The sequence below is a fragment of the Micromonospora chokoriensis genome (assembly GCF_900091505.1).
Taxonomy (GTDB): Bacteria; Actinomycetota; Actinomycetes; order Mycobacteriales; family Micromonosporaceae; genus Micromonospora; species Micromonospora chokoriensis.
Genome location: NZ_LT607409.1, coordinates 4,868,177 through 4,894,405, shown reverse-complemented (window position 1 = coordinate 4,894,405; position 26,229 = coordinate 4,868,177). Strand labels below are relative to the sequence as shown.

The 26,229-nt window shown below is 73.7% G+C and carries 27 protein-coding genes; 20 read left to right on the top strand and 7 right to left on the bottom strand.

The genetic code is table 11. The features are described from left to right. The first annotated feature begins 27 nt into the window (after positions 1–27). The 8 genes from GA0070612_RS22685 to GA0070612_RS22650 all read left to right on the top strand — a co-directional run bounded on the left by GA0070612_RS22685 (position 28) and on the right by GA0070612_RS22650 (position 9,297). Positions 28–1,038: a Gfo/Idh/MocA family protein gene (locus tag GA0070612_RS22685; protein WP_088989755.1), complete on the top strand. Its 1,011-nt coding sequence runs from the start codon at positions 28–30 to the stop codon at positions 1,036–1,038. After that, positions 1,031–2,119: a zinc-dependent alcohol dehydrogenase gene (locus GA0070612_RS22680; RefSeq protein ID WP_088989754.1), complete on the top strand. Its 1,089-nt coding sequence runs from the start codon at positions 1,031–1,033 to the stop codon at positions 2,117–2,119. Before GA0070612_RS22685 ends, GA0070612_RS22680 begins: the two co-directional genes overlap by 8 nt. 84 nt (positions 2,120–2,203) lie before the next feature. Further along, complete coding sequence (locus GA0070612_RS22675) at positions 2,204–3,979, top strand: ABC transporter ATP-binding protein (protein ID WP_088989753.1); 1,776 nt, start codon at positions 2,204–2,206, stop codon at positions 3,977–3,979. A 72-nt stretch (positions 3,980–4,051) separates the two neighbouring features. After that, on the top strand, positions 4,052–6,343 hold the full coding sequence (gene secA2 / locus GA0070612_RS22670; protein ID WP_088989752.1) for an accessory Sec system translocase SecA2: 2,292 nt from the start codon (positions 4,052–4,054) through the stop codon (positions 6,341–6,343). Positions 6,344–6,522: 179 nt separating this feature from the next. Continuing rightward, the gene (locus GA0070612_RS22665) at positions 6,523–7,263 is read left to right on the top strand and encodes a GAF and ANTAR domain-containing protein (protein ID WP_088989751.1); all 741 of its coding nucleotides are present in this window, start codon (positions 6,523–6,525) and stop codon (positions 7,261–7,263) included. Positions 7,264–7,540: 277 nt separating this feature from the next. Then, positions 7,541–8,038 (top strand): DUF2231 domain-containing protein, encoded by a 498-nt coding sequence (locus GA0070612_RS22660; protein WP_088989750.1) that lies wholly within the window; start codon positions 7,541–7,543, stop codon positions 8,036–8,038. Between the two features lie 62 nt (positions 8,039–8,100). Further along, positions 8,101–8,295, top strand: coding sequence for a helix-hairpin-helix domain-containing protein (locus GA0070612_RS22655; RefSeq protein WP_088989749.1), 195 nt, complete (start codon positions 8,101–8,103; stop codon positions 8,293–8,295). A gap of 243 nt (positions 8,296–8,538) precedes the next feature. Further along, positions 8,539–9,297 carry a class I SAM-dependent methyltransferase gene (locus GA0070612_RS22650; RefSeq protein WP_088989748.1) on the top strand — a complete coding sequence of 253 codons (759 nt, stop codon included), beginning with the start codon at positions 8,539–8,541 and terminating at the stop codon, positions 9,295–9,297. 206 nt (positions 9,298–9,503) lie between these two features. Here the strand turns inward: GA0070612_RS22650 and GA0070612_RS22645 are convergent, their stop codons facing one another. Further along, positions 9,504–10,451, bottom strand: a complete 948-nt coding sequence (locus tag GA0070612_RS22645) for a DUF3500 domain-containing protein (protein ID WP_197699220.1) — start codon at positions 10,449–10,451, stop codon at positions 9,504–9,506. A gap of 32 nt (positions 10,452–10,483) precedes the next feature. Then, positions 10,484–10,876, bottom strand: coding sequence for an ankyrin repeat domain-containing protein (locus GA0070612_RS22640; RefSeq protein WP_088989746.1), 393 nt, complete (start codon positions 10,874–10,876; stop codon positions 10,484–10,486). Positions 10,877–10,936: 60 nt separating this feature from the next. Here GA0070612_RS22640 and GA0070612_RS22635 point away from each other — a divergent pair, with 60 nt between their 5' ends. The 12 genes from GA0070612_RS22635 (at position 10,937) to GA0070612_RS22580 (ending at position 18,603) form a co-directional block, all read left to right on the top strand. Beyond that, positions 10,937–11,314 (top strand): signal peptidase I, encoded by a 378-nt coding sequence (locus GA0070612_RS22635; RefSeq protein WP_088989745.1) that lies wholly within the window; start codon positions 10,937–10,939, stop codon positions 11,312–11,314. 111 nt (positions 11,315–11,425) lie between these two features. Continuing rightward, a complete protein-coding gene (locus GA0070612_RS22630; RefSeq protein WP_088989744.1) occupies positions 11,426–11,881 on the top strand; it encodes a cysteine dioxygenase in 456 nt (151 codons plus the stop codon). 75 nt (positions 11,882–11,956) lie between these two features. Beyond that, on the top strand, positions 11,957–12,442 hold the full coding sequence (locus tag GA0070612_RS22625) for a rhodanese-like domain-containing protein (RefSeq protein WP_088989743.1): 486 nt from the start codon (positions 11,957–11,959) through the stop codon (positions 12,440–12,442). 50 nt (positions 12,443–12,492) lie between these two features. Next, complete coding sequence (locus tag GA0070612_RS22620) at positions 12,493–13,044, top strand: winged helix-turn-helix domain-containing protein (RefSeq protein ID WP_088989742.1); 552 nt, start codon at positions 12,493–12,495, stop codon at positions 13,042–13,044. Positions 13,045–13,290: 246 nt separating this feature from the next. After that, on the top strand, positions 13,291–13,896 hold the full coding sequence (locus tag GA0070612_RS22615) for a winged helix-turn-helix domain-containing protein (RefSeq protein WP_088989741.1): 606 nt from the start codon (positions 13,291–13,293) through the stop codon (positions 13,894–13,896). 41 nt (positions 13,897–13,937) lie between these two features. Beyond that, a complete protein-coding gene (locus tag GA0070612_RS22610; RefSeq protein WP_088989740.1) occupies positions 13,938–14,600 on the top strand; it encodes a nucleoside/nucleotide kinase family protein in 663 nt (220 codons plus the stop codon). 163 nt (positions 14,601–14,763) lie between these two features. After that, positions 14,764–15,162, top strand: a complete 399-nt coding sequence (locus GA0070612_RS22605; RefSeq protein WP_088989739.1) for a TraR/DksA family transcriptional regulator — start codon at positions 14,764–14,766, stop codon at positions 15,160–15,162. Positions 15,163–15,210: 48 nt separating this feature from the next. Beyond that, entirely contained in the window at positions 15,211–16,083 is an 873-nt protein-coding gene (locus tag GA0070612_RS22600; protein WP_088989738.1) for a DUF72 domain-containing protein, read from the top strand. Between the two features lie 113 nt (positions 16,084–16,196). Continuing rightward, positions 16,197–16,382, top strand: a complete 186-nt coding sequence (locus GA0070612_RS22595) for a hypothetical protein (RefSeq protein WP_088989737.1) — start codon at positions 16,197–16,199, stop codon at positions 16,380–16,382. Further along, a complete protein-coding gene (locus tag GA0070612_RS22590; RefSeq protein ID WP_088989736.1) occupies positions 16,375–16,803 on the top strand; it encodes a DUF2267 domain-containing protein in 429 nt (142 codons plus the stop codon). Before GA0070612_RS22595 ends, GA0070612_RS22590 begins: the two co-directional genes overlap by 8 nt. A 210-nt stretch (positions 16,804–17,013) precedes the next feature. Beyond that, positions 17,014–17,319 carry a hypothetical protein gene (locus tag GA0070612_RS22585; protein ID WP_088989735.1) on the top strand — a complete coding sequence of 102 codons (306 nt, stop codon included), beginning with the start codon at positions 17,014–17,016 and terminating at the stop codon, positions 17,317–17,319. Between the two features lie 9 nt (positions 17,320–17,328). Beyond that, positions 17,329–18,603: a cupin domain-containing protein gene (locus GA0070612_RS22580; RefSeq protein ID WP_088989734.1), complete on the top strand. Its 1,275-nt coding sequence runs from the start codon at positions 17,329–17,331 to the stop codon at positions 18,601–18,603. Between the two features lies 1 nt (position 18,604). Here the strand turns inward: GA0070612_RS22580 and GA0070612_RS22575 are convergent, their stop codons facing one another. From GA0070612_RS22575 to GA0070612_RS22555, 5 genes are all read right to left on the bottom strand, one after another. Continuing rightward, complete coding sequence (locus GA0070612_RS22575; protein ID WP_088989733.1) at positions 18,605–19,120, bottom strand: trypco2 family protein; 516 nt, start codon at positions 19,118–19,120, stop codon at positions 18,605–18,607. Between the two features lie 40 nt (positions 19,121–19,160). Further along, entirely contained in the window at positions 19,161–21,740 is a 2,580-nt protein-coding gene (locus GA0070612_RS22570) for a CHAT domain-containing protein (protein ID WP_088989732.1), read from the bottom strand. Positions 21,741–21,822: 82 nt separating this feature from the next. Then, positions 21,823–22,485 (bottom strand): hypothetical protein, encoded by a 663-nt coding sequence (locus GA0070612_RS22565; protein WP_088989731.1) that lies wholly within the window; start codon positions 22,483–22,485, stop codon positions 21,823–21,825. Then, the gene (locus GA0070612_RS22560; protein WP_088989730.1) at positions 22,482–25,157 is read right to left on the bottom strand and encodes an FtsK/SpoIIIE domain-containing protein; all 2,676 of its coding nucleotides are present in this window, start codon (positions 25,155–25,157) and stop codon (positions 22,482–22,484) included. The genes GA0070612_RS22565 and GA0070612_RS22560 overlap by 4 nt, the downstream gene beginning before the upstream one ends. Beyond that, complete coding sequence (locus GA0070612_RS22555; RefSeq protein ID WP_088989729.1) at positions 25,150–26,223, bottom strand: hypothetical protein; 1,074 nt, start codon at positions 26,221–26,223, stop codon at positions 25,150–25,152. Before GA0070612_RS22555 ends, GA0070612_RS22560 begins: the two co-directional genes overlap by 8 nt. Positions 26,224–26,229: the final 6 nt, after the last annotated feature.

Here is a 26,229-nt window from a genome sequence, read left to right as displayed (position 1 = left end):
CCTGAAAGTCCTTCGAAGGGGTGACTAATGCGTCAGTGCCGGGTGGGTCTGGTCGGAGCCGGCGGAGTGGCACAACGTCACGCGCGCGTGCTGTCCGGCTTCGACGACGTCGAACTGGTCGGGGTCACCGACGTCGCGCGGGAGGCGGCGTCCGCGCTGGCCACACGGCACGGCGCGCGGGTCTGCGCCGACATCGCCGAGCTGCTGGCCACCAACCCCGACGCGGTGTACGTCTGCGTGCCGCCGTTCGCGCACGGCCCCGCCGAGGAGGCGCTGGTCGAGGCCGGGGTGCCGATGTTCGTGGAGAAACCCGTGGCGGTCGACCTGGGCACCGCCGAACGGATCGCCGACCTGGTCGCACGCCGGGGGTTGCGCACCGCCGTCGGCCACCACTGGCGGTACCTGGACGTGCTCGACCACGCCCGCGACCTGCTCGCCGACCGTCCCGTCCGGATGGTCTCCGGCACCTGGCTGGACAAGGTGCCCCCGGTGGCCTGGTGGTCGCGGCGGGACCGTTCCGGTGGCCCGGTGGTCGAGCAGGCCGCCCACGTGCTGGACCTGGTCCGGGTGCTGGCCGGCGAGGTGACCGAGGTCACCGCGTACGGCAACGGCACCCCGCCGCCGGTCGACGGCGCCGACATCGACTCGGTGACGACCGCCGTGCTGCGCTTCGCCGACGGGGCGGTCGGCACCCTCAGCGCGGCCTGTGTGCTCGGCTGGAAGCACCGCGCCGGGCTGGAGATCCTCGCCGACGGGCTGGCTCTCGCCCTCACCGAGGACGGCCTGTCGATCCGCGACGCCGACGGCGAACGACACGTGCCCGCCGACCCGGAGGCGGCCCGGGTCGCGGTGGACCGCGCCTTCGTCGACGCCGTCCGGGGCGTCGGCGACGACGTGCGCGTCCCGTACGCCGAGGCCCTCGCGACCCAGCGACTGGCCCTCGCGGTGGCCGACTCGGCCCGCACCGGCACGACCGTACGACTCGCCACCCCGACCGCCCCCGCGGCGCTGCACACGGGGGTGACCGTCGATGCCTGACCGGGTCGTGGTGGTCACCGGTCCCGGCCGGGTCGAGCTGGTCGAGCAGGACGCCGCGCCGCTGCGCCCCGGCACGTTCCGGGTCGAGACGCTCTTCAGTGGCGTCTCCGCCGGCACGGAGCTGAGCTACGTCAAGGGCACCAACCCCTACCTGAACGTCACCTGGAACGCCGACCTGGGCCTGTTCCAGCCGGGCGCGGCGAGCACCCCGTACCCGGTGACCCGGCTGGGCTACATGCAGGTCGGCCGCGTGGTGGAGAGCGCGACGCCGGCCGTCGCGGTGGGCGCGGTCGGCGCCATGACCTACGGGCACCGGACCGGTTGGCTGGCCGACCCGGTCGCCGAACGGTTCGTGCCGCTGCCCGAGGACCTGGACCCGCTGCTCGGCGTCTACGTCGCGCACATGGGCCCGATCTGCGCCAACGGCCTCCTGCACGCGGCCGCCGACCTGCACGGCGCCGACGTCCGCGCCCTCGGCGACGGGGTACGCGGCCGGCGCGTCGCCGTGGTCGGCGCCGGCGTGGTGGCGCTGCTGACGGCGTTGTTCGCCCGGCGCAACGGCGCTGCCTCGGTGGTGGTGCTCGACCCCACCCCGCACCGCCGCCACGCCGCCGAGGCGCTCGGCCTGGAAACCCTCGACCCGGAAGCGGACGACCCGGCGGTCGTGCTCAAGACCCGCTGGGCGCACACCGCCGGCGACCGGGGGGCCGACGTGGTGTTCCAGTGCCGGGGGCAGGCCTGGGCGTTGCACCTCGCCCTGCGGCTGCTGCGCCCCCAGGGCACCGTCATCGACCTCGCGTTCTACCAGGAGGGCGCGGACGCCGTCCGGCTCGGCGAGGAGTTCCACCACAACGGCCTCTCGCTGCGCTGCGCGCAGATCGGCCGGGTGCCCCGCGGGCTCGCCCCCACCTGGGACCGGGAACGGCTCTCCGCCGAGACCGTCGACCTGCTCCGCGCGTACGGGGACACGGTCCGCAAGCACCTCGTCTCGGCGGTGGTGCCGTTCGACGAGGCCCCCACGCTGCTCACCGACCTGGCTGACCGTCGACGCCGGGAACTCCAGGTGGTGCTGTCCGCCTGAGCGCACCCCGGGCGGGTGCCGGACCGGCCGGTCGCGGCCCGGACCCCGCCCGGGCGGGTGACGCGGCGGACTACCGTTCCCGGCATGAGCACCCCGAAGGACCGGCCGGTCGGCACCGCGAAGGACCGGCCGGTCGGCCTGGCCGCGCTGCTGCCGTACCTCCGTGAGCACCGCGGCACCCTGGTCGTCGTGGGTGTGCTGTCGCTGCTCGGCGCGGCGGCGTCGCTGGCGCAGCCGCTGCTCACCCGGTCGGTGCTCGACCGGATCGGCAACGCCCACCCGGTCTCGGCGCTGGTGACGATCCTCGTGGTCCTCGTGGTGCTCGGCGCGGCCATCGGCGGGCTACGCGACTACCTGCTGCAACGCACCGCCGAAGGGTTGGTGCTGGGCACCCGCCGCCGGCTCGCCGGTCACCTGCTGCGGCTGCCCATCGCCGAGTACGACAGCCGACGCACCGGCGACCTGCTGTCCCGGGTCGGCTCGGACACCACACTCCTGCGCGCGGTCGTCACCTCCGGGCTGTTCGAGACGGTCACCGGGGCGGTGACGGTGGTCGGCGCCGGCACGGCCATGGTGCTGCTCGACCCGCTGCTCTTCGGCGTCACCCTGCTCGGCGTGGCGCTCGGGCTCGGCTTCGCGCTCACCTTCGTCCGCCGGGTGCGGGCGTTGGCCCGTGCCGCCCAGGAGCGGATCGGCGAGATGACCTCGGCGGTGGAGCGGGCCATCTCGGCGGCCCGGACGATCCGGGCCAGCCGCGCCGAGGCCCGGGAGACGCAGACCGTCACCGGCAGCGCGCGGGAGGCGTACACGGCCGGGCTGCGGGTGGCCCGGGTGCAGTCGGTGGTCGGCCCGATCGGCTCGATCACCGTGCAGGGCGCGTTCCTGCTGGTGCTCGGCATCGGCGGGGCGCGGGTCGCCGCCGGGGCGATCTCCGTCGGCGACCTGGTCGCCTTCGTCATGTACCTGTTCCTGCTGGCGCTGCCGCTGGGCCAGGTGCTGCGGGCGTACACCCAGTTGCAGTCCGGTCTGGGCGCCCTCCAGCGGATCGAGGAGATCCTCGCCGTGCCCGCGGAGGGCGCGGCGGACCGGCCGGCGCCCGCCGTCGCGACGACCAGCCCGCGGCGGCCCGCGCCGATGATCGAGTTCGACCGGGTGGGGTTCGGCTACCCGGGCGGCGAGCCGGTGCTGCACGAGGTGAGCTTCACGGTGCCCACCGGCACCCGTACCGCGCTGGTCGGCCCCTCCGGCGCCGGCAAGTCGACACTGCTCGCGCTGGTCGAACGCTTCTACGAGGTGAGCGCCGGAGCGGTCCGGCTCGACGGCAGCGACGTGCGGGACCTGCCCCGCGACGCCCTGCGGGCCCGGCTCGGCTACGTCGAACAGGAAGCCCCCGTGCTCGCCGGCACGCTGCGGGAGAACCTGCTGATCACCACGCCGGACGCCACCGACGACCGGCTTCGCGAGGTCCTCGACGAGGTCAACCTCGCGCACCTGGCGCACCGCACCTCCGACGGGCTGGACGTCCAGGTGGGGGAGGGCGGGGTGCTGCTCTCCGGTGGTGAGCGGCAGCGGCTGGCCATCGCCCGTGCCCTGCTCGCCGGCCCGCCGGTGCTGCTGCTCGACGAACCCACCAGCAACCTCGACTCGCGCAACGAGGCCGCCCTGCGCCGGGCCATCGACGCGGTGGCCGTCCGCCGGACGCTGTTGATCGTGGCGCACCGGCTCGCCACCGTGGTCGACGCCGACCAGATCGTGGTCCTCGACGGCGGTCGGGTGGTCGCCGTCGGCACCCATGCCGAGCTGACCGCGACCGACCCGCTCTACCGTGAGCTGGCCGCCCACCAGCTACTGGTCGGCTGAGCGCATCCGATCCGCCAACTTGTCGGCGGCCGGGCCGCGCAGGCCGGCCCGAATCGCGTACCGTTGCCGCTCATGGGTGTGTCGCAACGGTTCAAGAGCAAGTTCCGGCGGTTCCTTCAGCGCCCCGGCTCGACCGTGGATCTTGCTCCGCTGGAGAAACTGCTGCCGGCTATCGAGGCGCGCGCGGACGAGCTCGCCGCGCTCGACGACGCCGAGCTGACCGAGGCCGCCGGCGCCGCGACCGGCTACGAGGAGATCTGCGCCGTCGGCCGCGAGGCCGCCCGCCGGGGCCTCGACCAGCGGCCGTACGACGTGCAGCTGCTCGGCGCGATGTCGCTGCTGTCCGGCAAGGTCGCCGAGATGGCCACCGGTGAGGGCAAGACCCTCACCGCCACGATCGCCGCGTACGGGCACGTTCGGCTCGGCAACGGGCCGGTGCACGTGCTCACCATCAACGACTACCTGGCCCGCCGCGACGCCCAGTGGATGGAGCCGGTCTACACCCTGCTCGGCCTCACCGTCGGCTGGGTCAACGAGGCGTCCTCGCCGCAGGAGCGGCGCGACGCGTACTCCTGCGACGTCACCTACGTCTCGGTCAGCGAGGCGGGCTTCGACTACCTGCGCGACCAGCTGGTCACCGACGTCGAGGACCGGGTGCAACCCCCGCTGACCACCGCGATCGTCGACGAGGCCGACTCGATCATGATCGACGAGGCGCGGGTGCCGATGGTCCTGGCCGGCGCGGTGCCGGGCGAGCAGGACCCGGTGCACGCCGCCGCCGGGCTGGTGCGCGGCCTGCGCAAGGGCAAGCACTACACGGTCGCCGAGGACGGGCGGAGCGTGGCGTTCACCTCCGCCGGCCTGGCCGCCATCGAGGCCAAGCTCGGCATCGACCTGTACGACGAGGAGCACGTCGCGCAGCTCTCCGCGGTCAACGTGGCGCTGCACGCGCACGCCCTGCTGCACCGCGACGTGGACTACATCGTCCGGGACGGCTCGGTCGAGCTGGTCGACGAGATGCGCGGCCGGGTGGCCCAGCGCCGCCGCTGGCCGGACGGCCTCCAGGCCGCGGTCGAGGCCAAGGAGGGCCTGGACGCCACCGCCGAGGGCGAGGTGCTGGGCACCATCGCCATGCAGGCGTACATCGCGCTCTACCCGAAGGTCTGCGGGATGACCGCCACGGCGGTGCACGTCGGCGACCAGCTGCGGGAGTTCTTCAACCTCGAGGTGGCGGTGATCCCGCCGAACACCCCGTGCATCCGCGAGGACGAGCCGGACCGCATCTACGCCACCCGGGCCGAGAAGGACGAGGCGCTCGTCGACGAGATCCAGCGTGCGCACGCCAAGGGGCGGCCGGTGCTGGTCGGCACCCTCGACGTCAAGGAGTCCGAGGGGCTCGCCGCCGGCCTCAACGCCGCCGGCGTGCCCTGCGTCGTGCTGAACGCCAAGAACGACGACGAAGAGGCCGCGATCATCGCCGAGGCCGGCGCGTACGGCGCGGTGACCGTCTCCACCCAGATGGCCGGCCGGGGTGTCGACATCCGGCTCGGCGGCAGCGACCAGAGCGACCAGGAACGGGTCGCCGAGCTGGGCGGGCTCTACGTGATCGGCAGCGGCCGGCACGACAGCCGGCGGGTCGACGACCAGCTGCGCGGTCGGGCCGGCCGACAGGGCGACCCGGGTGGCTCGGTCTTCTTCGTCAGCCTGGAGGACGACCTGGTCGTCCGGCACGCCGCCGATTCGGTGCCGGCGTCGCCGCGGATGAACGCCGACGGCCTGGTGACCGACGAGCAGGTGGACTACGCGGTCGAGCACGCCCAGCGGGTCGCCGAGGGCGTCAACCACGAGATCCACCGCAACACCTGGCGCTACAGCGTGGTCATCGAGCAGCAGCGCAAGGCCCTCGCCGCCCGCCGCGAACGGCTGCTGACCAGCGACGTGGCCGCGGTGATGCTCCTGGAGAAGGAGCCCGAGAAGGCCGGCGAGATGGACGAGGACCTGCTCGCCCGTGCCGCCCGGTCGATTGCGCTCTACCACCTGGACCGGCTCTGGGCCGAGCACCTGGCCGAGCTGTCGGAGGTCCGCGAGGGCGTGCACCTGCGCGCGCTGGGCCGGCTCGACCCGTTGGACGAGTTCCACCGGGCCGCCGTGCCGGCGTTCAACGACCTGATCCCGGAGATCGAGGCCCGCACCATCGCCACCTTCAACGAGACCGAATTCGACGAGGACTGGCAGGCCGACGACGGCACCCTGGTCCGGCCCACCGCCACCTGGACGTACCTGGTGCACGACAACCCGTTCGGCTCCGAGCTGGACCGGCTGATCGCGTCGATCGGGCGGCGGCTCAGCGGCACCTCCCGCTGACGGAGGCATCCGGGGCCTCTCACCGCGTGCGCACGCGGCGAGAGGCCCCGATTTACGTCGTTTCGACCAGGGTTGGCGAGGGTAGTAGGGCTGGTCGGTCGAGTCGGGAGAGAGCAGACGATGACACAGGTGACGATGCCCGGCGGGCAGGCACGGACGTGCACGGAGGCTGCGAAGCGGTGAACATCGACACGCGGGAGCCGGTGGTGCAGACCCTCGGCGTCCTGGAGACCGCCGCGCTGTTACGGGAACTGACCGCAGGCCTGATCGCCCTGACCGATTTCGACGAGGCGCTCCTGGCGCTGGTCCGGGTCACCCGGGACGCCGTGGCCGGGGTGCGCTGGTGCGGCTTCACCGCCCTGCGCGCCGGCGAACCGGCCGGCGTGGCCGCCTCCGACGAGCGGCTGGCCGGGCTGGACGACCTGCGACACGGCCCGGACTCGCCGGCGATGAGCGCCATCCACCGCCGCGAGATGATCCTCGCCGCCGACCTGACCGCCGAGCCCCGCTGGCCGGTCTGGACGGCGCGCGCCCGCGACCTCGGCGTACGCGGGGTGATCTCCGCACCGGTGGACATCGACGACCAGGTGATCGGCGCGATCAACCTCTACGCCGCCTCGCCCGACCTGCTGACCCCGCAACACCAGTTGACCGCGATGCTGCTCGCCGAACACGCCGGCCTGCTGCTGGCCGCCGTACGCGACCGCAACCGGCAACTCACCGCCAACGGCGAACGCGACGCCGCGCTGCTCCACGAAGGGGTGGTGGGCCAGGCCGTCGGCGTGATCATGACCCAGCGCGGGTGCCCACCGGCCGAGGCCCTCGACGTACTGCGTACCGCCGCGACGTCGCTGGACATCCCCCTGCGCGAGGTGGCCGAGCGACTGGTCCACACGGTCTCCCGCCCCCGCGACGCCTGACCGCGCTGCGTGCCTGCTGGCGCCGCGTGCCTGCTGGCGTTGCGTGCCTGCTGGCGCTGCGTGCCTGCTCGCGCTGCGCGCTCCATGATCGACTCGCGTTTCTTGAAGGCGCGGTGTCCGAGGCGTTGCGATGGCCCGGTTTCCGGCAACGCGAGTCGATCACGGCTGGTGGTGTCCGTTCGTCCGGTCACCGGCGAGTCGGGCGGAATCGTTTCGCCCCGAGCGGGCTCGGGTAGCACTCTGGTCAGGTGAGCTGCGCCGACCCGGGGGAGGACCGATGCAGAGCCGACTGCGAGTGCAGGGGCATCCGATCCAACCGATGCTGGTGACGTTCCCGCTCGGGCTGTTCGTCAGCGCCACCGTCTTCGACCTCACCGACGTCGTCGGTGGGCCGGCGTTCCTGGGCGAGGTGGGCTACTGGACGGGTGTCGCCGCCCTCGTCGCCGCCGCGCTGACCGCAATGGCGGGCATGGTCGACCTGTGGGACGCACCGGGGGACCGCACCCGCCGTACCGCCGTCGCCTTCAACCTGGTGAACGCCGCGATGGCCGGCATGTTCCTGCTCACCTGCCTGGTCCGGTCGCAGTCTCCGGACCGAGGGGCGTCAGCCGCGATCCTGGTCACCGAGCTGGTCGCGCTCGCGATCGGCGGGGTCGGTGTGCACCTGGGCGCCCGGTTGATGCGCCAGTTCGACGGCGGTCGGGCCGAGACTGGCGGCCTGGAGGCCCTCGCCGGCTCCACCGGCGAGATCCGTCGTCCCTGGGCCAGCCGCTGACCCGGTCTCCGGGCCGCATGTCGGAGTCAGCGACTGTGCCGCTGACCGTTCTACCATCACGGATGACCTCCTCTCTGGACACGCTTCCGAAGATCGGTACACCCGCCACCCGCGCCCTCAACGGCGCCGGCTACACGACACTGCGTCAGCTCGCGGACGTTCCGCGGGCCGACCTGGCCAGACTGCACGGCATGGGACCGCGGGCGCTCGGCATCCTCCAGGCCGCTCTCGAGGAGCACCAGCTCAGCCTCGGCTGACCGCCGCCACTGCTCAGCGCCCGGCAGCGCGGGCGCACGCAGGTCGTGCAGGCTGCGGAGACGCCGCGCCGTTCGTCCGGGCTGCGGAGACGCCGCGTCGACCGTCCGGGCTGTACGGACGCTGCGCCGGTCGTCCATGCTGCGCGGGCGCCGCGCCACGACCGTTCCGCCGCGACAGCTCGCCCGGGGCTCCGGGCGTAATGAGGTTGCCGGCGGGGGCGACCGGCCGCGAGGCTGGCCGCCATGGACGCCGCGCGTGACGCCGAAGAACTGATCGCTGAGGCCGCTGCCGCCCCGGTCGACGGATGGGGCTTCGGCTGGCTCGCCGGACGGGCCACCGAGGAGCGCCCGCCCTGGGGGTACGCCCGCCTGGTCGCCGATCGGATGGCGCGCGCGACCTCCGCCCTGGACGTGGACACCGGCGGCGGGGAGGTGCTCGCCGAGGTGCCACGGCCACCGAAGCTGTTGACGGCCACCGAGGGCTGGCCGCCCAACATGGAGGTTGCCCGGCGGACCCTGCGACGGGTGGGCGCGACGGTGGTGGCGGTCGACCCGGACGGGCCGTTGCCCTTCCGCGACGCCTCGTTCGACCTGGTGGTCAGCCGGCATCCGGTGCGTACCGACTGGGCGCAGACGGCCCGGGTGCTGCGACCGGGCGGGACGTTCCTGTCCCAGCAGATCGGCGCGGGCACGATGCGCGAGTTGAGCGAGGCGGTTCTCGGTCCGCTGCCGCCGCCGGACACGCGGCACCCCGAGCACGCGGTCGCCTCCGCTGAGGCGGCCGGGCTGCGGGTGGTCGACCTGCGCCGGGCTTCCCTGCGGGCGGAGTTCTTCGACATCGGGGCGGTGGTCTGGTTCCTGCGCAAGGTGGTCTGGACGGTGCCCGGGTTCACTGTCGACCGCTACCGTGATCGGCTGCGTGACCTGCACCGCCGCATCGTCGACGAAGGGCCCTTCGTGGCCCACGCCCAGCGCTTCCTCATCGAGGCCACCCGTCCCTGACCCGCTGCCGGCCCCGCCGCCGAGGTGGAGTCGATCATCACCGGCTCGGGGCCGCTCAGGGCGGGCCATCTGAGCGCGGGGCGCGCCGGGGCCGTCTGAGCGCGGGGCGCGCCGGGGCCGCCCGAGCGCAGGGCCCATCGGGGCGGCGGCGCGGGGAACGGCCGGGGCGTCAACGCGGGGCCTGCCGGGGCGTCGGCGAGCGGTGCCTAGTGGTGGGTTCGGTGGTGTCCGGCCAGGATGTCGGCGCCGAAGTCGCTGGCGGGGCGGCGGAGCACGGTGTGGGCGTGGTTGCCGTCCGGGCTGGTGTTGTCGTACTCGATCAGCAGGTCGTCGCCCTGCACCCGGTAGTAGTGCCGCTGCCCGGCGCGGGTGGGGCCGGCCCAGGCGAAGTGCAGCGGGCCGGCGTCCAGTCGGGCCGCCTCCCGGGTGGCCAGCTCGGGCGGCAGCCGGTCCAGGTAGAGCGCGACCACCTGGTGCAGCAGCGCCCGCCCGGTCGGGCCCATCCGGTCCGCCGGTACGCCGAGCGGCTCCAACGGTGCGTCGACCTGCCCCCGGGTGGCGCTGATGATGTCCGCCGGCGCGTCGTCGGCGATGATCGCGGCGGCCCGTTCGGCGGGGCCCAGCGCGTCGAGCAGCGCGAGGGCGAGGTCCTCCTCGACGCCGAGGGGGCGGGAGACCGGACGGCCGGCGTAGCGGACCGCCGCCGGGTTGGCGCCGAAGAAGATCGGGGCGGGGGAGACCTGGCCGTCGACCACCGTCATGGTCACCGACAGGTGGTGTCCTTCGAACCGCCACGCCCAGCGGTCGTCGTGCGCCGGGTCGCCGAAGACGGCCACCCAGTAGTCGGCGCTGTGCCGGCCGCGCTGCCAGTCCTCGGCCCGGTCCAGCACCTCCTCCAGCGCGATGATCGCCATCGCCTGCGCGTACGCGGGAGGGCTGAGCGCGGTGGCCAGCAGCCGATGGGCGGCCTTGCGGCCGGCGACGTCCATCGCGGCGAGGCTGGCGCCGGGTCGGGGGCGGGGGCGGTATTCCAGCCAGCGTCGGGCGGACTCGTCGTCGAACGGGTGCACGGCGGCGTCGCGGGCGGCGGGGTCGAGCGCGGCCAGCAGCGCGGTGCCGGCGGCCCGCATCTGCTCGGGCAGAGGATCTTCCACCGACCCTGTATACCGGCCGGTCGGGGTCGGTGTCAGCCGGCGCGCAGCAGCTCCGTCATCTCCGGCAGGTCGAAGAACTGCGCGGTCTCCATCGCGGACGGGTTGCCGTGGGTGGGGTCGGCCCCGGCGGCGAGGAGCGCGCGGACCGCGTCCGTGCTGCTGCGGAAGACCGCCGCGGCCAGCGCCGTCTGGCCCCGGTCGTTGGCCCGGGTGTGGTCGGCGCCGCGGGTGAGCAGGGCGGCCACGGTGTCCGGGTGAGAGTGGTACGCGGCCAGGATCAGCAGCGTGTCGCCCTTGTCGTTGGTGAGGTTGACCGGCAGGCCGGCGTCGAGCTGCGCGGCCAGCTCCTCGGTGGCGCCGGCGCGGGCCAGGTCGAACATCCGGTGGGCGAACGCCAGCGTCTCGGCGTCGAGGTCGTCGGTCACCCCTCCAGGCTACGACGTGCCCTGGTAGGTTGCTCGGCCGGTGAGCTGGGGGAGGGTCCGATGGCCGAGACGGTGTACGTGGGCAACGCGGGTGTCGACGGTGCCACCAACGCCGGCTGGCTGCTCGGGCACTTCGCTCCGCCGGGGGAGATCCGGCACAGCACCGACGTCGAGGTGAAGTGGGGCGTGCACCCACCCGGGCAGGCGCGGTCGCGGTGGGCGACGGGGGAGCGGCGTACCACTCTGCTCGTCCTCGTCGAGGGTTGTTTCCGGGTGGAGTTGCCCGACCGCACGGTGCGACTGGCGGTGCCCGGCGACTACGTGGTGTGGGCCCGAGGGGTGGACCACTCCTGGTTCGCCGAGCGTGCCTCGGTGGTGTTGACGGTGCGGTGGCCCTCGCTGCCCGGCTATCGGGTGGATCCGCCGGTGGTGCGCTGACCGACAGCGGAGTCGATCGGTGTCCCAGTAGGTGGAATTACCTACTAAACCTATAGGCTTTGCCGTCTAGAGTACGGGGGCACCCCGCCGAACGACCCGCGAGGAACCGCCATGACGCACCACCGTCCGGAGTCCGCCCTGCTCACCGTCGCCGCCCGGTGGGCCGACCCGGCCGGCTGGCCGGTCGCGCTGCGCTTCGACCCCGCCGACCGCTGGTACGCCCGCCTCGCCGTCAGCGCCGAGCACGAGGTGTGGGCGCTGAGCTGGCTGCCCGGGCAGGGCACCGACCTGCACGACCACGGCGGCTCCTCCGGGGCGTTCCGGGTCGTCAGCGGCGTGCTCACCGAGGAGACCGTCGGCGCCGGTCGGCTGCGCCCGCGGCTGCTGCCGTCAGGCGGCGGTCGCCGTTTCGGACCCCGACACGTGCACCGGGTGACCAACCATGGCCCCGATCCGGCGGTCAGCGTGCACGTCTACCGGCCCGCGTTGCTCCGGATGACCCGCTACGACCTCGTGGACGGCCGGCTGCGGATCGCCGAGGTCGCCGAGGCCGGCACGTCCTGGTGAGCCCGCGCGAGGCCGGCACGTCCTGGTGAGCCCGGCGAGTCACGACCACCCCCCTGTCACCGGAAGGAACCGATAATGCAGGTAACGGCCGAGCACTGTCCGGCACCCGTGCCGCCCGAGGGCTCCCGCGGCATCGACGAGATCCTGGCCGCCGCGCGGGCCCGGCTGGACCGGCTCGACCCGGAACGGGCGCACCTGGCGTACCGGGCCGGCGCGCTGCTGGTCGACATCCGACCCGCCGCGCAGCGGGCCGCGCACGGCGTGGTGCCCGGCTCGCTCACCGTCGAGCGCAACGTGCTGGAGTGGCGCTTCGACCCACGCTGTGCGGCCCGACTGCCCCAGGCCGTCGACTACGACGTACCGGTGATGATCCTCTGCCAGGAGGGCTACACGTCGTCGCTGGCCGCCGCCGCCCTCCAGGACGTCGGCCTGCACCGGGCCACCGACGTGATCGGTGGGTTCGCCGCGTGGCGGATCGCCGGTCTGCCGGCTCTGGGCCCCACCCCGCTGCACACCTCTGCACTCGCGTCGCCCGTGCACACCGGGTGGGCGCGCCGCTGACCGTCACGCCGCACCGGCGTGGCGGGCGTACCGCCACTTGAGGAGGCATCATGTCCGTCGTCGCCATCCCCACGCGCCGCCACCCGGGGACGCGTCCGAACCGTCCGCGCAGCGCCCCGACCCTCACCATCACCCTCGACCTCGTCCCCGGGCCGCTGAGCCCACGGCTGGCCCGGTTGGTCCAGCTCCTCGGCGAGCTGGCCGAGTCGGGGGAGGGTCGGCTGCGTACCGTCGAGGACCTCGCGCCCGGGTCGCGCCCGGCGCCGATCCCCGTCGGCGGCGGCGAGCCGCCCGCCGACGCGCCCCACGTCCGCATCCTGGCCGGCTCGCGGATGGTCCGCCAGGGCGACCGGGTCATCCCGCTGACCCGCATCGAGTACGAGCTGCTGGTGTTCCTGGCCGAGCACCCGCGCCGGGTCTTCACCCGCCTGCAACTGCTGTCCAGCGTCTGGGGGTACGAGCACGCCGTGGCCCGGACCGTCGACGTGCACGTCCGACGGCTGCGCGCCAAGCTGGCCGGGTCCGAGGTGGTGACCACCGTCTACGGGGTCGGTTACCGCCTGGCCGACGAGGCTCGGATCAGCGTGGACCACACCCGGTAAGCCCTGGTCAGGCGGCCTGCGACCGCCTCGGTGAACCGGGCGGGGACCCCCGTATCGGGGCATCTCGGCGACTCTGCTGTAATCATCAGGCTCGTACGCAGAGCGAGCAGTCGGCTCCGATGCGTTCGCCAATTGTCAAATTTCTGCAACGTAGCCGCCTCTTGACCCTCGCCCGGGTGCCGGGAAGCATCGATGAAGCGGCGTCCCGGGCCGTGGGGAGATACCCGGACCAGCCCAAGGAGGACCATGTCGGTCAGCCCCGCCTCGTCGCGCGCCGGATGGCATACGTCGCAACCCGCGGTGCCCGGTCGACCGCCCGGCGGTCAGCGTCGCCCGGCCAACACCGCGACGCCAGTGCTCACCGTGACGCTGTCCATCCCGCTGGCCTCTGAGGAGTCGCTGACCCCGGCGGCACGTCGGCTGTTGGAGGCCGCCCGCGAGATGCTCGAACGCGGCGAGGGCGTGATCGTCGGGTCCGTGCCGGCCGAACGTCGCCCCGAGCAGACTCCCGCCAACCGGTCGTCGACCCGGGCGATCAGCCCGACCATTCCCGCCCTGCACATTCTCGCCTCGTCCCGCTCGGTGCTGCGCGACGACGAGCCGCTACCGCTGACCCGGCTGGAGTTCGACCTGCTGCTGCACCTGGTCGCCCATCCGCGCCGGGTGTTCACCCGACTGCAACTGCTCAACGCCGTCTGGGGCTACGAGCACGCCGGCGTGCGTACCGTCGACGTGCACGTGCGTCGACTGCGCGGCAAGGTCGGTGTGGACGTGCCCCTGGTCACCACCGTCTACGGCGTCGGCTACCGGCTGGCCGACGACGCCCGGGTGACCATCGACCGCACCGGCTGACCCGCCGCACCGACCTGCCCGACGCGGGGCAGGATGGTCCGGTGCGCATCCGTCCGATCTCGCCCGACCTGCTCGTCACCGCGCTGACCGCCCGGCTGGTCGACGCCGCGACAGGCGCCGCGACCGCCGACCCCGCACCCGCCCGGCTGCGGGTGGCGATCGACGGCCCCTCCGCCGCCGGCCCGGACGAGCTGGCCGCCGCCCTCGTCGACCCGCTGCGCGCCCAGGGCATCCCGGTGCTGCACGTACGGGCCGGCGACTTCCTCCGCCCCGCGTCGCTGCGCTTCGAACTGGGCCGCACCAACCCGGACTCCTTCTACGAGGCATGGGTCGACGAGGCCGGACTGCGTCGGGAGGTCCTCGACCCCGCCGGCCCCGGTGGCACCGGCCGGGTGCTCCCGTCGCTCTGGGACGCCGACACCGACCGGGCCAGCCGGGCCCGCTACGTCGACCTGCCGCCCGGCGGCGTCGTCCTGGTCAGCGGTCCCCTGCTGCTCGGTGGCGGGTTGCCGTTCGACGTCACCGTCCACCTGGAGATGTCCCCGGCGGCGCTGCGTCGACGGACCGAACCGGCCCAGGCGTGGGTGCTGCCGGCGTTCGACAGGTACGCCGAGGAGGTCGTCCCGGCGAGCTTCGCCGACGTGGTGGTACGCGTCGACGACCCCCGCCACCCCGCGCTCGTGGAGCCCGCCGGCGACGCCTGACAATCGCGAGAACTCGTCGGTTTGTCCCGCCGGTCCGGCGGGTACTCGCCCGGCTCACAGAGCGCGGGTGATCGCCCGCGTACCGAATGCGACCGTGACCGGGGCTCCACGCCGCCGGCACCCGGTTCACCGTGAGCCACAGGCTTAGGAAAGGCAGGCAGCGATGCTCGTCCACGACACGGTCGACACGAACCGTTCCCAGAAGGAAATCGACCAGATCCGAAACTCACTCCAGGCGCGGTACGACGAGCTGACCGCCGAGTACGACCAGGCCGTGCTCCAGAGCCAGGTGCTGCGGCTGGTGGAGGTCGGCGACACCGCCGGCGACGACCAGGCCGACAGCGGCACCAAGACGGCCGAGCGGGACACCGCGCAGTCCCTGTTGCGCACCATCCTGGACCGCCGCGCCCAGTACGAGCACGCGCTCGGCCGGCTCGCCGAGGGCACCTACGGCTGGTGCGAGGGCTGCTCCGCGGCCATCCCGGTCGAGCGGCTGGAGATCTTCCCGTCCGCCACCACCTGTGTGACCTGCAAGCAGACCCGCGAACGGCGGGCGGCCTGAGCGACGCCAGCGGTTGCCGGTCGGTCCGCGACGCGATGGACTTGCACCATGGGTGAGATCCTGGTGGGCACCGCGTCCTGGACCGACCGCACGCTGCTGGACTCGGGCTGGTATCCGCAGACCGCTGACAACCCGGAGAAGCGGCTGGCCTACTACGCGCGGCAGTTCCCGCTGGTCGAAGTGGACGCCACCTACTACTCGCCGCCCGCCGAGGCGACCGCGCGGCTGTGGGCCGACCGCACCCCGGCCGGCTTCACCTTCAACGTCAAGGCGTTCAGCCTGCTGACCGGGCACCCCACCAAGGTCAGCGCCCTCTACAAGGACCTGCGCCCGGAGACCGACAAGAAGAACGTCTACCCCGACGACCTGCCCGCGCAGTCGTACGAGGAGGTCTGGACGCGCTTCCTGTCCGCGTTGGACCCCCTCGTCGAGGCGGGCAAGCTGGGCGCGTTGCTGTTCCAGTTCCCGCCCTGGTTCACCATCAAGCGGGCCAACAAGCAGTACCTGCTGGAGGTGGCGAAGCGGTGCGCGCCGCTGCGACCGGTCTTCGAGTTCCGGCACGCCTCCTGGTTCGACGGCGACAACGCCGACGAGACCCTGACCTTCCTGCGCGAGCACCGACTGCCGTACGTCTGCGTGGACATGCCGCAGGGTCACCGCTCGTCGCTGCCGCCGGTGCTGGCCGCCACCGCGGACCTCGCGGTCATGCGCTTCCACGGGCACAGCGACAAGTGGACCAGCAAGGACATCCACGAGAAGTTCGGCTACCACTACTCCAAGCGGGAGCTGGCCGACTGGGCGCCGAAGCTGCGCGAGCTGGCCGACGAGGCCGGTCAGACCCACGTCCTCATGAACAATTGCTATCGCGACTACGCGCAGACCAACGCCACGACCCTCGCCGGGCTCCTCGACGCGACCTGACCTCACCCGAACGGGGTGAGGCCGCGTCACCCGGCACGCCGGCAGTGTGGACGCGGTGGGCTCGGCCGCCCGGGGGGCGGTCCGACGCCGCAGACGACACGGAGGTGACGGGGATGACGGTTCGAGTGGTGACGGATCGGCGGCGCGGTGCCGTCCTGCACGTGGTCGGCACGGCCGACAACACCCGGCGCGCACCGCAGGGCAGCCCGGTGCGGGCCCGCCGCGGGCCGGTGGGACCGCCACGGCGCGCCGACGACCGACGGTGGGACACCTCGGAACGGGGGTCGACCGATGGCTGACCGGATGCTCTCCGCGTTCGAGTCCTCGCTGGACAAGACGACCCTCATCCTGAAGGACATCGAGGACGCCTACGGCTGGCCGAAGGATCGGCGCAACCAGTCGTACGCTGCCCTGCGCACGGTGCTGCACCTGTTGCGCGACCGGTTGCCGGTGGACGAGAGCGTCGAGTTCGCCCAGCAGTTGCCGGTCCTGGTGCGGGGCATCTACTTCGACGGGTGGGTGCCGTCCGACGTGCCGATCAAGCTCAACCGGGACGACTTCCTCTACGAGGTCCGGCAGGGCTTCCCGTACGACGTGGAGGGCGGCCCGGAGCGGGTGACGCAGGTGGTGCTGGACACCCTGCGCCGACACGTGACCCAGGGCGAATGGCAGGACGTGAAGGACACCATGCCGAAGGATCTCGCCGTCATGCTGCCGTGACGGCCGCAGTGACCGGAGCCCGCCCGACGACCCGTCGGGCGGGCTCAGCCGTCGGAGGAGCCGTGGCACTCTCCGCCGCCGCCCGCGAACTGCCCGTGTCGCCCCGGTTCGGCGTCTACGGTGAGGGTTAGAGAAGATCGCGCGTGGGGTACCACCCGCAGTACGACGGACCCCGGCGGATGGCGGGGCGGCACACCCGAGGGAGCACCGATGGCACTCAACGATGACGACATGCAGACCATGGGCGGCGGCGGCGCGGAGGGCCCGGCCGACGGCGGTGCGACCCCGGGTCAGCACGACGGTGGCGCCGACGGCAGCGCGGAGGGCCCCGCCGACGGTGGTGCCACCCCGGGTCAGCACGACGGTGGCGCCGACGGTGGCGCGGAGGGCCCCGCCGACGGTGGTGCCACCCCGGGTCAGCAGGACGGTGGCGCCGACGGTGGCGCGGAGGGCCCCGCCGACGGCGGCGCGACCCCGGGCCAGCAGGACGGCGGCGCTGACGGCAGCGCCCGGTAGGCGTACCCCATGACGCACCTCGACCCGCCGGACGGCCACGGCCGTCCGGCGGTTCCGTCTGCCGGGGCCGCCGCGGCGCTGGCCCGCTGCGTGTCGGTCGAACCGGCCAAGTTCGCCGCCGCGCACTGGGGACACACCCCGCTGCTGTCCCGCGCCGCCGAGTTGCCCGACCCGGCCGGCTTCACCGACCTGCTCAGCCCCGCCGACGCCGACGAGTTGCTGAGCCGGCGTGGTCTGCGTACCCCCTTCCTGCGCGTCGCCAAGGACGGCCAGCTGGTCGCGGCCGCGCGCTGGACCGGAGGCGGCGGCGCGGGCGCCGAGATCGGCGACCAGGTGCTCGACGAGCGGATCCTGGAGCAGTACGCCTCCGGCGCCACCCTGGTGTTGCAGGGTCTGCACCGGATCTGGCCGCCGCTGGTCGACTTCGCCCGCGACCTGGGCCTCGCGCTCAACCAGCCGCTGCAGGTCAACGCCTACCTGACTCCGGCGGGCAGTCAGGGGTTCGCCACCCACTACGACACCCACGACGTGTTCGTCCTCCAGGTCGACGGCCGCAAACACTGGCGGATCCACCCGCCGGTGCTGCCCGACCCGTTGGAGAAGCAGCCCTGGGGTGGGCGCGCCGACGAGGTCGGCGCCACCGCGCAGGGCCCCGCCGCGCTCGACGTGGTGCTCGCCCCCGGCGACGCCCTCTACCTGCCCCGTGGGTGGCTGCACAGCGCGCAGGCCCAGGAGTCCAGCTCGCTGCACCTGACCGTGGGCATCCGCGCGCTCACCCGCTACGCGCTGGTCGAGGAGCTGCTCGCGCTGGCCTCCGAGGACCAGCGGCTGCGGGCCAGCCTGCCGTTCGGCACCGACGTCGCCGACCCGGACGCCATCGAGCCGGAGCTGACCGAGACGGTGGAGGCGCTGCGGGACTGGCTGCTGCGCGCCGACCCCGGCGCGGTCGCCGCACGGCTGCGGCAGCGCGCCTGGCCGGCCTCCCGCCCGGCGCCGATCCGCCCGCTCGCCCAGGCCGACGCGCTCGCCACTCTGGACGCCGACACCCGGGTCACCGTGCGGCCGGGCCTGCGGTGGCAGGTGGTGCCGCACGGGTCGGACACCGTGGCGTTGCGGCTGTTCGACCGGACGATCACCCTGCCCGCCGCGTGTGAGCCGGCGGCCCGCGCCCTGCTCGGCGGAGTGGCCGTCCGGGTCGGTGACCTGCCCGGCCTGCCCGACGACGCCGACCGGGTCACGCTCACCCGTCGACTGCTGCGCGAGGCCGTCCTGGTGCCGGCCTGAGCTACCCGGCGGATGCCCCGAGCAGCTCGATCCGGAGGGTGTTGGTGACCTCGTCGGTCAACTCACCTTCCGCGCCGACCGAGATCGTGCCCTGGTCGGTGATGCCGAAGACGAGTTCCACGGTGCCTGTCTTCAGCACCAGCGGGTCATCGCCCCCGCTGGCCGCGGCGACCACCGCGCGGATCGTGGTGATCGCGTCCACGAGGGTCGCCTCGACAGGGCCGTGGCGTAGCTCGTGCCGATCCTGAAGATCCTCGGCGACGAGCGTGATGTCGATCGTGTGGGTCTTCTGCCGGGAGCGGCTACCACCAACCTTGACCTTCCAGCCGATGACCGGGACCCGGAAGTCCAGGCCACCTCCGAGCTTCGTCGTGACGACCGCGCTCAAGATCAGCTGAACGGAGCCGATGCGCAGGTCCCGGCCCTCGTCGACAGCGGAGATGCCGGCCTGCCGCACCGCGTCCTTCACCGCCGACACGAGTTCCTCCACCGGCACGCTGTCGTCGATCACGTCCATGCCGCACCTCCCCTTCCGTGCGAGTTGAGTTGCCGACCGCTCAGACCGCGGCGGTGGCGAACGGGTCGCCGTAGACCGTGTAGGCCAGCCAGGTCGGGTCGAGTGGATCATCCTGCTGCCCGACCCGGGCGGCGAGGGCCGCCGCACCGAGCGTGGCGCCGCCCGCCAGGGACTCGTAGAACGCCGTCGCGAAGCGCGCCGAGCTGTCCGAGCGCACTGCCCAGAGCGTGCCGACGAACGCACCGGCGCCCGACGACATGAACTGCTGCGCCCAGCCGAGCATCCTGGTGTACGTCGGTGCCACGCCCGCGCTCCGGCACGCGTTGATGAACACGAGGGGACCGGTCTCCGTCAGCGCTTTGCGGATGCTGGCCTCGGCGAGCAGGGCCGGCTTGAACCGGCCACCGTCCAAATCGATGAACGAGCCGTCCGACGAGAACGTGTTGTGGCAGGCGAAGTGGGTCGCTCCCAACTCCCCGGAGTTGATCAGTGCGAGGAGTTCGTCCGCCCTGGTGATGGGCTCGCTGTCGGCCGCGCCGAGGATCGCGCGGATGGTGGTGACCTCCTCGTACGCGCCGGTGGGAGCCTTCGGCGGCACCACGAAACGCGGGTTGCGCAGGCCGATTTTCGCGTTCCGGTGCTGACCGTAGGTGCGGCGCACCACCGGGACCTGCTCGACGAGGAAACCCTCGTCCTGTTGGGCGCTGAGCGGGTGGAGCAGCTCCCACGGGACCACGTCGTGGTCGGTGGCGATCGTGAAGGCGCTCATGTCGGCGCGGACCTCCCAGAACTGGTCCCGCACATCGGCCGGCACCAGCTCCGACCACAGTTGGATGCCCGCCGACCGGATGACCTCGCGGGTCATCGCGGGGCTGTAGCGCGAACCGCCGCCGGCCAGTTGCTGCAACTCCCGGATGGTGTGCTCCACCGCGGCGTTCGGCGCGTTCGTGACCGACTCGACGACCGGTGCGAACAATGCGACGTCGGAGCGCAGTTGGAAGGTGTGGCGGCTGCCGTCGAAGCGGACCTCCAACGTGACCTCGCCCGGTCGTGCCTGCGGGGCACCCAGCGCAGCCACCCTCGGTTGACCGTCGCGGAACGGCCCACCGTCCGCGACGGAGACCTCGACCGAGACCTCGGCGAGGAACGTGCCGCCGGCCCAGGCGGTCACGTCGACGCGATGTAGACCAGTGGTACGCGCTGCGAAGCCGAACCGGATCGGATCCGGATCGTCGTCCGGCAGGACCAGGACGGTCTGCTGCAGTGGGCCGTCAGCGTGCAGACCGGCGGGCCCGTGCACGGTCACCGTGACCGGCGTGCCGCCGTCGGCGACGATAAGCCCCGGCATCGGTGCCACCCTCCCGCCCGGGTGAACCGATCGTCCCTCGGTGACGAGCCGAACCTCGACGCTCAGGTCCTGCCCCGCCGGAACCCGGGTGGGCGCACGCGCCACCAGCAGTCGCGTCGGCACCTGGGTGACGGTCGGCGGCGGCGAGGTCTGCGGTGCGGTGATCGGCGGTGGCGAGGCCTTCGGTCCGGGGATCGGCGGTGTCGCACCGGCCCATCCGCCGGCGTACTCGTCGGAGAGCGTCACACGCCTGGACCGGTAGTGGACCAGGGCATCGGGTGTGTCCGCGTCGTCCCAGAGGACACCGGCCCGGCGGAGCCTCTCCCGTCGCCGCTGCTCGGCTCGTTCGCCCACGCGGGCGCGGTCGTCGACGAACAGCAGTACGTGTCTCACCCGGACGGTGACGCCGTCCAGGGTGAACGTGTCGGTGGCGAGCTGTCGGTTGAGGGCTGTCTCGGCCAGGGACAGCTCGTCGACGGTGCACCGCGACAGGATCGGTCGGCAGACGCCCAGCAGGATTTCGCGGACCACTACCGCGGCATCCGTGACCGCGCCCTGGACGACCTGGACCGCGTCGGTCACCCAGACGTCAACGGCGATGGACGACTCGACATGGCCCGCGCCGCCGCTCGCGGGTAGCCGAAGGCCGAACACCCGTTGGTGGACGCTGGTGTCCACCTCGTAGCGCGTCTCGTACCGGGACGCGAGCCCCGAATGGTGCCGGCCCACGTCGGCGACCTCCAGACCACCCTGGTGCGTCGAGTAGACGATCGTCACCGACGGATGGCGGCTGGCCGGCGACATGACCTGTCGCACCGGTTGCGTGCGGAGGATCAGCGGGATCGTGGGCCCGACTGTCGCCTCCTCGGAGCCCTGACGTGTGGCGAGTTGGTCGCACAGCCGGCGGATGGTCCGACGGAGGGTGGCCGTACGGACCTCGGAGCGCCGCACCGCCAGTGTGCTGAGCGTGGGCTGCGCGCTGACGTTCGGTGCCAGGTGAGCATCGTCCACCAGCACCACGACGACCGGAACCGACGTGGTGAGGGCGATGGTGAAGGTCTGTCGGAGCACCTTCGGCGCGGCCGGATCGAGCACGTCGATCAACGCCGCCGAGGCTGCCAGGCGACGCCGCAGCTCGGTGGTGGACAGGGTCGCGCTCTGTTCGTCGCGCACGACGCCCTCGGTGCCGAACCGAGCGGTCAGCATGTCGTCGAGCAGGCGCCCGACACCGGTGTCGTCGCCGGCGTGGTAACTCAGGAAGACACTGACCATCGGACGTACCGTAGCGAAGATCGCGCGTTGCTCGTGGCCGTGCCGGGGGTCAGCTTCTCGACAGCCATAGTGGACCGATCACTCAGCGGCCCAGCGCCAGCAGCAGCGCGGTGGTCAGCAGGCCCGCGCCGAGGACCACGATGATCGGTCGTGGGCCGAGCATCGCGTGCCGGCGGTCGGCCAGCATCCGGGCTGGCGCGAGACCGATCAACGGGCCGAGCAGGGTCACCACCAGGGCCAGCACCGGCATTCCGACCGCGAGGTCGCCGCCGTACCCGACGCCCAGCGCCCGCGCGCCGGCCCCCAGCGCGTACGCCAGTACGGCGCCGGCCACCCCGCAGAGCGCCAGCAGCGGATTGACCGAGCCCGGCAACTCGCCCGGCTGACCGGCCCGGTCGAGCAGGTCCCGGACCTTCGCGAGCATCGGTACGGGGTCGGTGGCCGCGACGCCGTTCGCGGGTGCGGGCGGGCCTCCGAGGCGGCGGACGCCGAGGCGCGAGCGGGCCTGCTGCCACAGGTGGGCCACCTCGGCGTCGACCCGTTCCTGCTGCTCGCGCGCGGCGACCAACTCCACCTCGGCGTCCTGGAGTTGCTCGGCGGCCTCGGCGACGGCCCGGTCGGCGGCCTCGCACTGCCGCTCGTACCAGGTGTGCGCCTCGGCGCGCTGCTCGGCCACCCGCGCGGTCAGCTCGGCCAACCGCCGCAGCTGCGCCGTGTACGTCTCACTGGTCACTGGTTGGTTCACCGCGACGGTCCATACGGGATGATCACCTGTCCGGTGCGGTGGACCGCCCGGTCGAAGAAGAGGCCCCGCCAGGGGCGGGGATACCAGTCCGGGCCGCCGGTGCCCGGGTAGAGCGAGGCCCCCAGCTCCCCGCCGTGGGTGTCCAGAGCCACCCAGGCGCCGATCTGGTCGGTACGCGCGGCGGGCCCGCCGAGGTCGGCGCGCATTCGGGCCACTCCCCGCCACCAGGCCAGCACATGCGTGCGTCGTTCCGGCCCGTCGTGCAGGATCCGGCGGAGCTGCTCCAGCCCCGTGCGCCCACCCGCCCGGGCGGCCAGCGCGCCGGCTGCCGCGTCGACGGCGAACAGCAGCAGGTAGTGCGGGCTCCCCGAAGCGGTCAACCCGTCGGCCGTCTCGGCCGTCAGCTCGCCGACGGTCTCCTCGTCGTACCAGGCGGCGTCGTCGGCCAGGTCGTCGTAGAGCGCCCGGGCGATCGGGTCGGCGTCCGGGTCGAGGCAGGCGATGGAGAACCGGGCGGTGCCCGGCGGGTGTTGGCGGGCCAGCGACCGGGCCGCGGCGTCCAGCACGGCGCACGCCTCGTCCACCCGGGTGCCGAGAACCGCGAGGTTACGCCCCGGTGCGCGCGGCAGCCGCAGGGCCGCCGAGCGGGACTGCACGTCGATGATCTCGCCGAGCAGGGCGACCGGGTTGCGGGGCGCTGTCCCGTCCGGGGGTGCGGTAAGCGCCCGGAAGTCCGGGGCGTCCGCCAGTCGGGGGATCGCGTCGCCGTCGAAGAGCCGGGCCGGCGCGGCGTCGGCCGGGCGCATCCGCCACAGCCGGTGCTGCAACCCGCTCCACGTCTCCCAGTCGCTGGCCGACGGGATCCGGGCGACCTCGTTGCCCTCCACCATGCCCGACTCGGCGTTGACCACCGCGTGCCAGCGGGGCAGCGACTGTGCCGCGTCGTTGCGTTCGGCGAGGATCCGCAGCGCCTTGGGCAGCGCGATGCGCAGGGTGAACTGGGCGACCAGCGCCGGGCGGCCCCACAGCGCCTCGATGCCCCGGACGTCCTGCGAGGCGAGCACCAGGTGGATGCCCTGTGACCGGCCCCGCCGGGCCAGGTCCTCCAGCAGGTCGGCCGCCTCCCGGGCCACCACGTCCCGGCCGGCCAGCAGCATCTGGAACTCGTCGACCACCGCCACGATCCGCGGCCAGTGCCCGGTCGGGTCGACGGCCCGCAGCTCGGCCAGCTTGGTCACCTCGTGCTTCTTGGCCGCGTCGGCGCGTCGGCGCAGCTCCTCGGTGAGGAACCGCAGCAGCGCCAACCCGAACTCCCGGTCGGTGTTGACGTTGATGCCGACCAGCCGCATGTGCGGCAACCAGCTCGGGTCACGCCGGCCCTGCGCGAACCGCGCGAAGGACACCCCCTCCTTGAAGTCCAACAGGTAGAACTCCAGCTCGGCGGGGGAGTAGCGGGCGGCGAGCGCGCCGATCCACGCGAAGATCAGGTTGGTCTTGCCGGTGCCGGACGGTCCGCCGATCAGCGCGTGCGGTGGATAGTCGCCCAGGGTGAGGCGGACCGGCCGGCCCTGTGTGCCCTCGCCGATCGGCGCGGTCAGCCCGTCGGCGGAACTCTCCCGCCACATCAGATCCGGCGGGGGCAGCAGGTCCGTGAACGGGGTCGGTGGTGGGCCGGCGTTCACCCGGGCGGCGATCTCCCGGCAGGTCTCGGTGACCAGCGACGCCGGCGGCGGCGGATCGAGGCGCACCGGCAACCCGGCCGACCCGCCGATCCGTGCGCCGGAAACCTCGGCCACCACCCGGGTCACCGTCGGATCCTCCGGCAACGGCACACCGTGCACCACGAGGTGCACCCCGCAGGCGGCGCCGGCGCGTACCACCCGGTCCAACTGGCCGCGCTCGTGCCGGTTGAGGTCGTCCCCACCGAGCAGCACCGCCACCCGCCACGGCTCGGGTCGGCGGCCGGTCGCCGCGGCCAGTTCGCGAAGGGAGGCGTACTCGCCGGCGAGCACCGTCTCGTTGATCCGGCGGATCTGCTCCACCAGGTCGTCCAGCAGCGGGCCCAACCCGCCGGGCCCGACGAAGGTGAGCAGCCCTGCCGTGCCGAGCGGGGAGAACCCGGCCAGGCCGCCGCCGAGCTGCTCCGGGTCGTACCCGATCAGTCGTACCGCCCCCGGGTCGGCGCGGCCGGCGGCCCGCAGCAGCAACGCGGACACCACCGCGTCGCAGCCGGCGCGGTCGTCACCGGAGAGGTGGACGTGCCCGGCGTCGAGCAGCGGCACCAGCGCGGGCACCGGCTCGACGCCGTCGAGGTGGACCGTGCCGACCCGCAGCGCGCCGGGCGGTTCCGCCCGCCGGGTCGGCGTCGGCGTCCACCCCGCCCAGTCGGCCCCCGCGCAGCCCGGGGCCTCCCGGCGGGCGGCGTCGGCAGCGCGTCGGGCCAGCTCGGCGATCCGGGTGGCGTAGCGGGCGTCGATCTCGGTGACCCGACGGTCCCGTTCGGCGCCCACCCGCGCCGGCACGGCCGCCGCCGCCCGCTGGATCCGGGTGAGCCGTTCCCGTCCGGCGGTCAGCTCGGCCTGGGCGGCGGACAGGCGGGTACGGGTGGCGCCCAACGCATCGGCGAGGGTGTCCCGGACCCGGCTGGCCAACTGACCGCGCCGGTCAGCCATCGGAGTCCCGTCGGAGCGGCGCGTCCCGCCACGGGCTTCCCGAGCGGGGCGGCAGCCCACCGGAGGGCTGCCCACCGGTGGCGCCCGGCTGTGCGGCGACACCGGCGGGGCGTGCGCCCACACCACCGGAGCGCCCCGCCGCCGGTCGGCCGGACCCCGTCGGCTGGCGTGCATCCGCCGGTCGGCCCGTACCGGTCGACTGACCCGTATCCGCCGGTCGGCCCGCGCCGCCCGACGGGAGGTCCCGACCGAGCCGGGCGAGCAGCAGCCCGGTCGCCACACCGGCGGTGACCGCGGAGTCGGCGGCGTGCGGCGGCTCCCCGGAGGCACGCGGTGGTGGCATCCGGCAGACCCGGGTGAGCAGGGTCTCCAGCACCGGGGGCGGCAGCCCGGGCAGCAGGTCGCGGACGCGCCCGTCCAGTTCGCCGCGCAGCCGCCCGAGGTCGGCGGCGCGGGGCGGGTGCCCGAGCAGCTCACCGGCCAGCTCGCGCAGCAGCGGTGGGGCCAGCGCCGCCATGCCCAGGCCGACGTCGGCCGGGGCCCGGCGCAGCTCCTTGCGCAGCCGGTCCCGGTCGCCGGAGCGGACGCCGCCCACCACCCGGCGCAGCAACTCCTGGGAGTCGCCCAGCTGGTCGTCGGGCTCGTTGTCGGCGCCGGCCCGACCGCCGGTCAGCTCGGCCACCCGCACCGACCACCAGCGGCGCATCCGGACCTGCTCGGCCGGCTCCGGCGGCACGGCGGTGGGCCCGGCCTCCGGCGGTGTGTCGTGCCGAGGCGCGCGTTGCTCGGGGCGGGGCGCCGGGCCGCCGTCCCCGGCGAGACCGATCGCGGCCAGGTACGCCGACAGCTGCTCCTGGGCCACCCGCAGCGCGTAGCCGGCGCTCTCGGCGTGCTCGGTGGCGGCGCTCAGCTCCGGCACTCCCATCGGGTTGGCGGACTCCTGACGGACCCAGCGCAGCCGCTCCGCGGCCAGGCCGAACTTCTCCAGCGCCTGCCCGAGCAGGGCCAGCGGGAACTCCTCGGCGGCGGCACGGACCTGCCCACCGACGTCCTCGATGATGGACACGACGGC

Coding starts and splice junctions, on each gene's coding strand:
- GA0070612_RS22600 (WP_088989738.1), top strand. CDS start 15,211: ATGGGTGAGATCCTGGTGGGCACCGCGTCCTGGACCGACCGCACGCTG.
- GA0070612_RS22615 (WP_088989741.1), top strand. CDS start 13,291: ATGTCGGTCAGCCCCGCCTCGTCGCGCGCCGGATGGCATACGTCGCAA.
- GA0070612_RS22630 (WP_088989744.1), top strand. CDS start 11,426: ATGACGCACCACCGTCCGGAGTCCGCCCTGCTCACCGTCGCCGCCCGG.
- GA0070612_RS22590 (WP_088989736.1), top strand. CDS start 16,375: ATGGCTGACCGGATGCTCTCCGCGTTCGAGTCCTCGCTGGACAAGACG.
- secA2 (WP_088989752.1), top strand. CDS start 4,052: ATGGGTGTGTCGCAACGGTTCAAGAGCAAGTTCCGGCGGTTCCTTCAG.
- GA0070612_RS22585 (WP_088989735.1), top strand. CDS start 17,014: ATGGCACTCAACGATGACGACATGCAGACCATGGGCGGCGGCGGCGCG.
- GA0070612_RS22575 (WP_088989733.1), bottom strand. CDS start 19,120: ATGGACGTGATCGACGACAGCGTGCCGGTGGAGGAACTCGTGTCGGCG.
- GA0070612_RS22580 (WP_088989734.1), top strand. CDS start 17,329: ATGACGCACCTCGACCCGCCGGACGGCCACGGCCGTCCGGCGGTTCCG.
- GA0070612_RS22625 (WP_088989743.1), top strand. CDS start 11,957: ATGCAGGTAACGGCCGAGCACTGTCCGGCACCCGTGCCGCCCGAGGGC.
- GA0070612_RS22675 (WP_088989753.1), top strand. CDS start 2,204: ATGAGCACCCCGAAGGACCGGCCGGTCGGCACCGCGAAGGACCGGCCG.
- GA0070612_RS22660 (WP_088989750.1), top strand. CDS start 7,541: ATGCAGAGCCGACTGCGAGTGCAGGGGCATCCGATCCAACCGATGCTG.
- GA0070612_RS22685 (WP_088989755.1), top strand. CDS start 28: ATGCGTCAGTGCCGGGTGGGTCTGGTCGGAGCCGGCGGAGTGGCACAA.
- GA0070612_RS22595 (WP_088989737.1), top strand. CDS start 16,197: ATGACGGTTCGAGTGGTGACGGATCGGCGGCGCGGTGCCGTCCTGCAC.
- GA0070612_RS22635 (WP_088989745.1), top strand. CDS start 10,937: ATGGCCGAGACGGTGTACGTGGGCAACGCGGGTGTCGACGGTGCCACC.
- GA0070612_RS22655 (WP_088989749.1), top strand. CDS start 8,101: ATGACCTCCTCTCTGGACACGCTTCCGAAGATCGGTACACCCGCCACC.
- GA0070612_RS22570 (WP_088989732.1), bottom strand. CDS start 21,740: ATGGTCAGTGTCTTCCTGAGTTACCACGCCGGCGACGACACCGGTGTC.
- GA0070612_RS22605 (WP_088989739.1), top strand. CDS start 14,764: ATGCTCGTCCACGACACGGTCGACACGAACCGTTCCCAGAAGGAAATC.
- GA0070612_RS22680 (WP_088989754.1), top strand. CDS start 1,031: ATGCCTGACCGGGTCGTGGTGGTCACCGGTCCCGGCCGGGTCGAGCTG.
- GA0070612_RS22620 (WP_088989742.1), top strand. CDS start 12,493: ATGTCCGTCGTCGCCATCCCCACGCGCCGCCACCCGGGGACGCGTCCG.
- GA0070612_RS22650 (WP_088989748.1), top strand. CDS start 8,539: ATGGACGCCGCGCGTGACGCCGAAGAACTGATCGCTGAGGCCGCTGCC.
- GA0070612_RS22560 (WP_088989730.1), bottom strand. CDS start 25,157: ATGGCTGACCGGCGCGGTCAGTTGGCCAGCCGGGTCCGGGACACCCTC.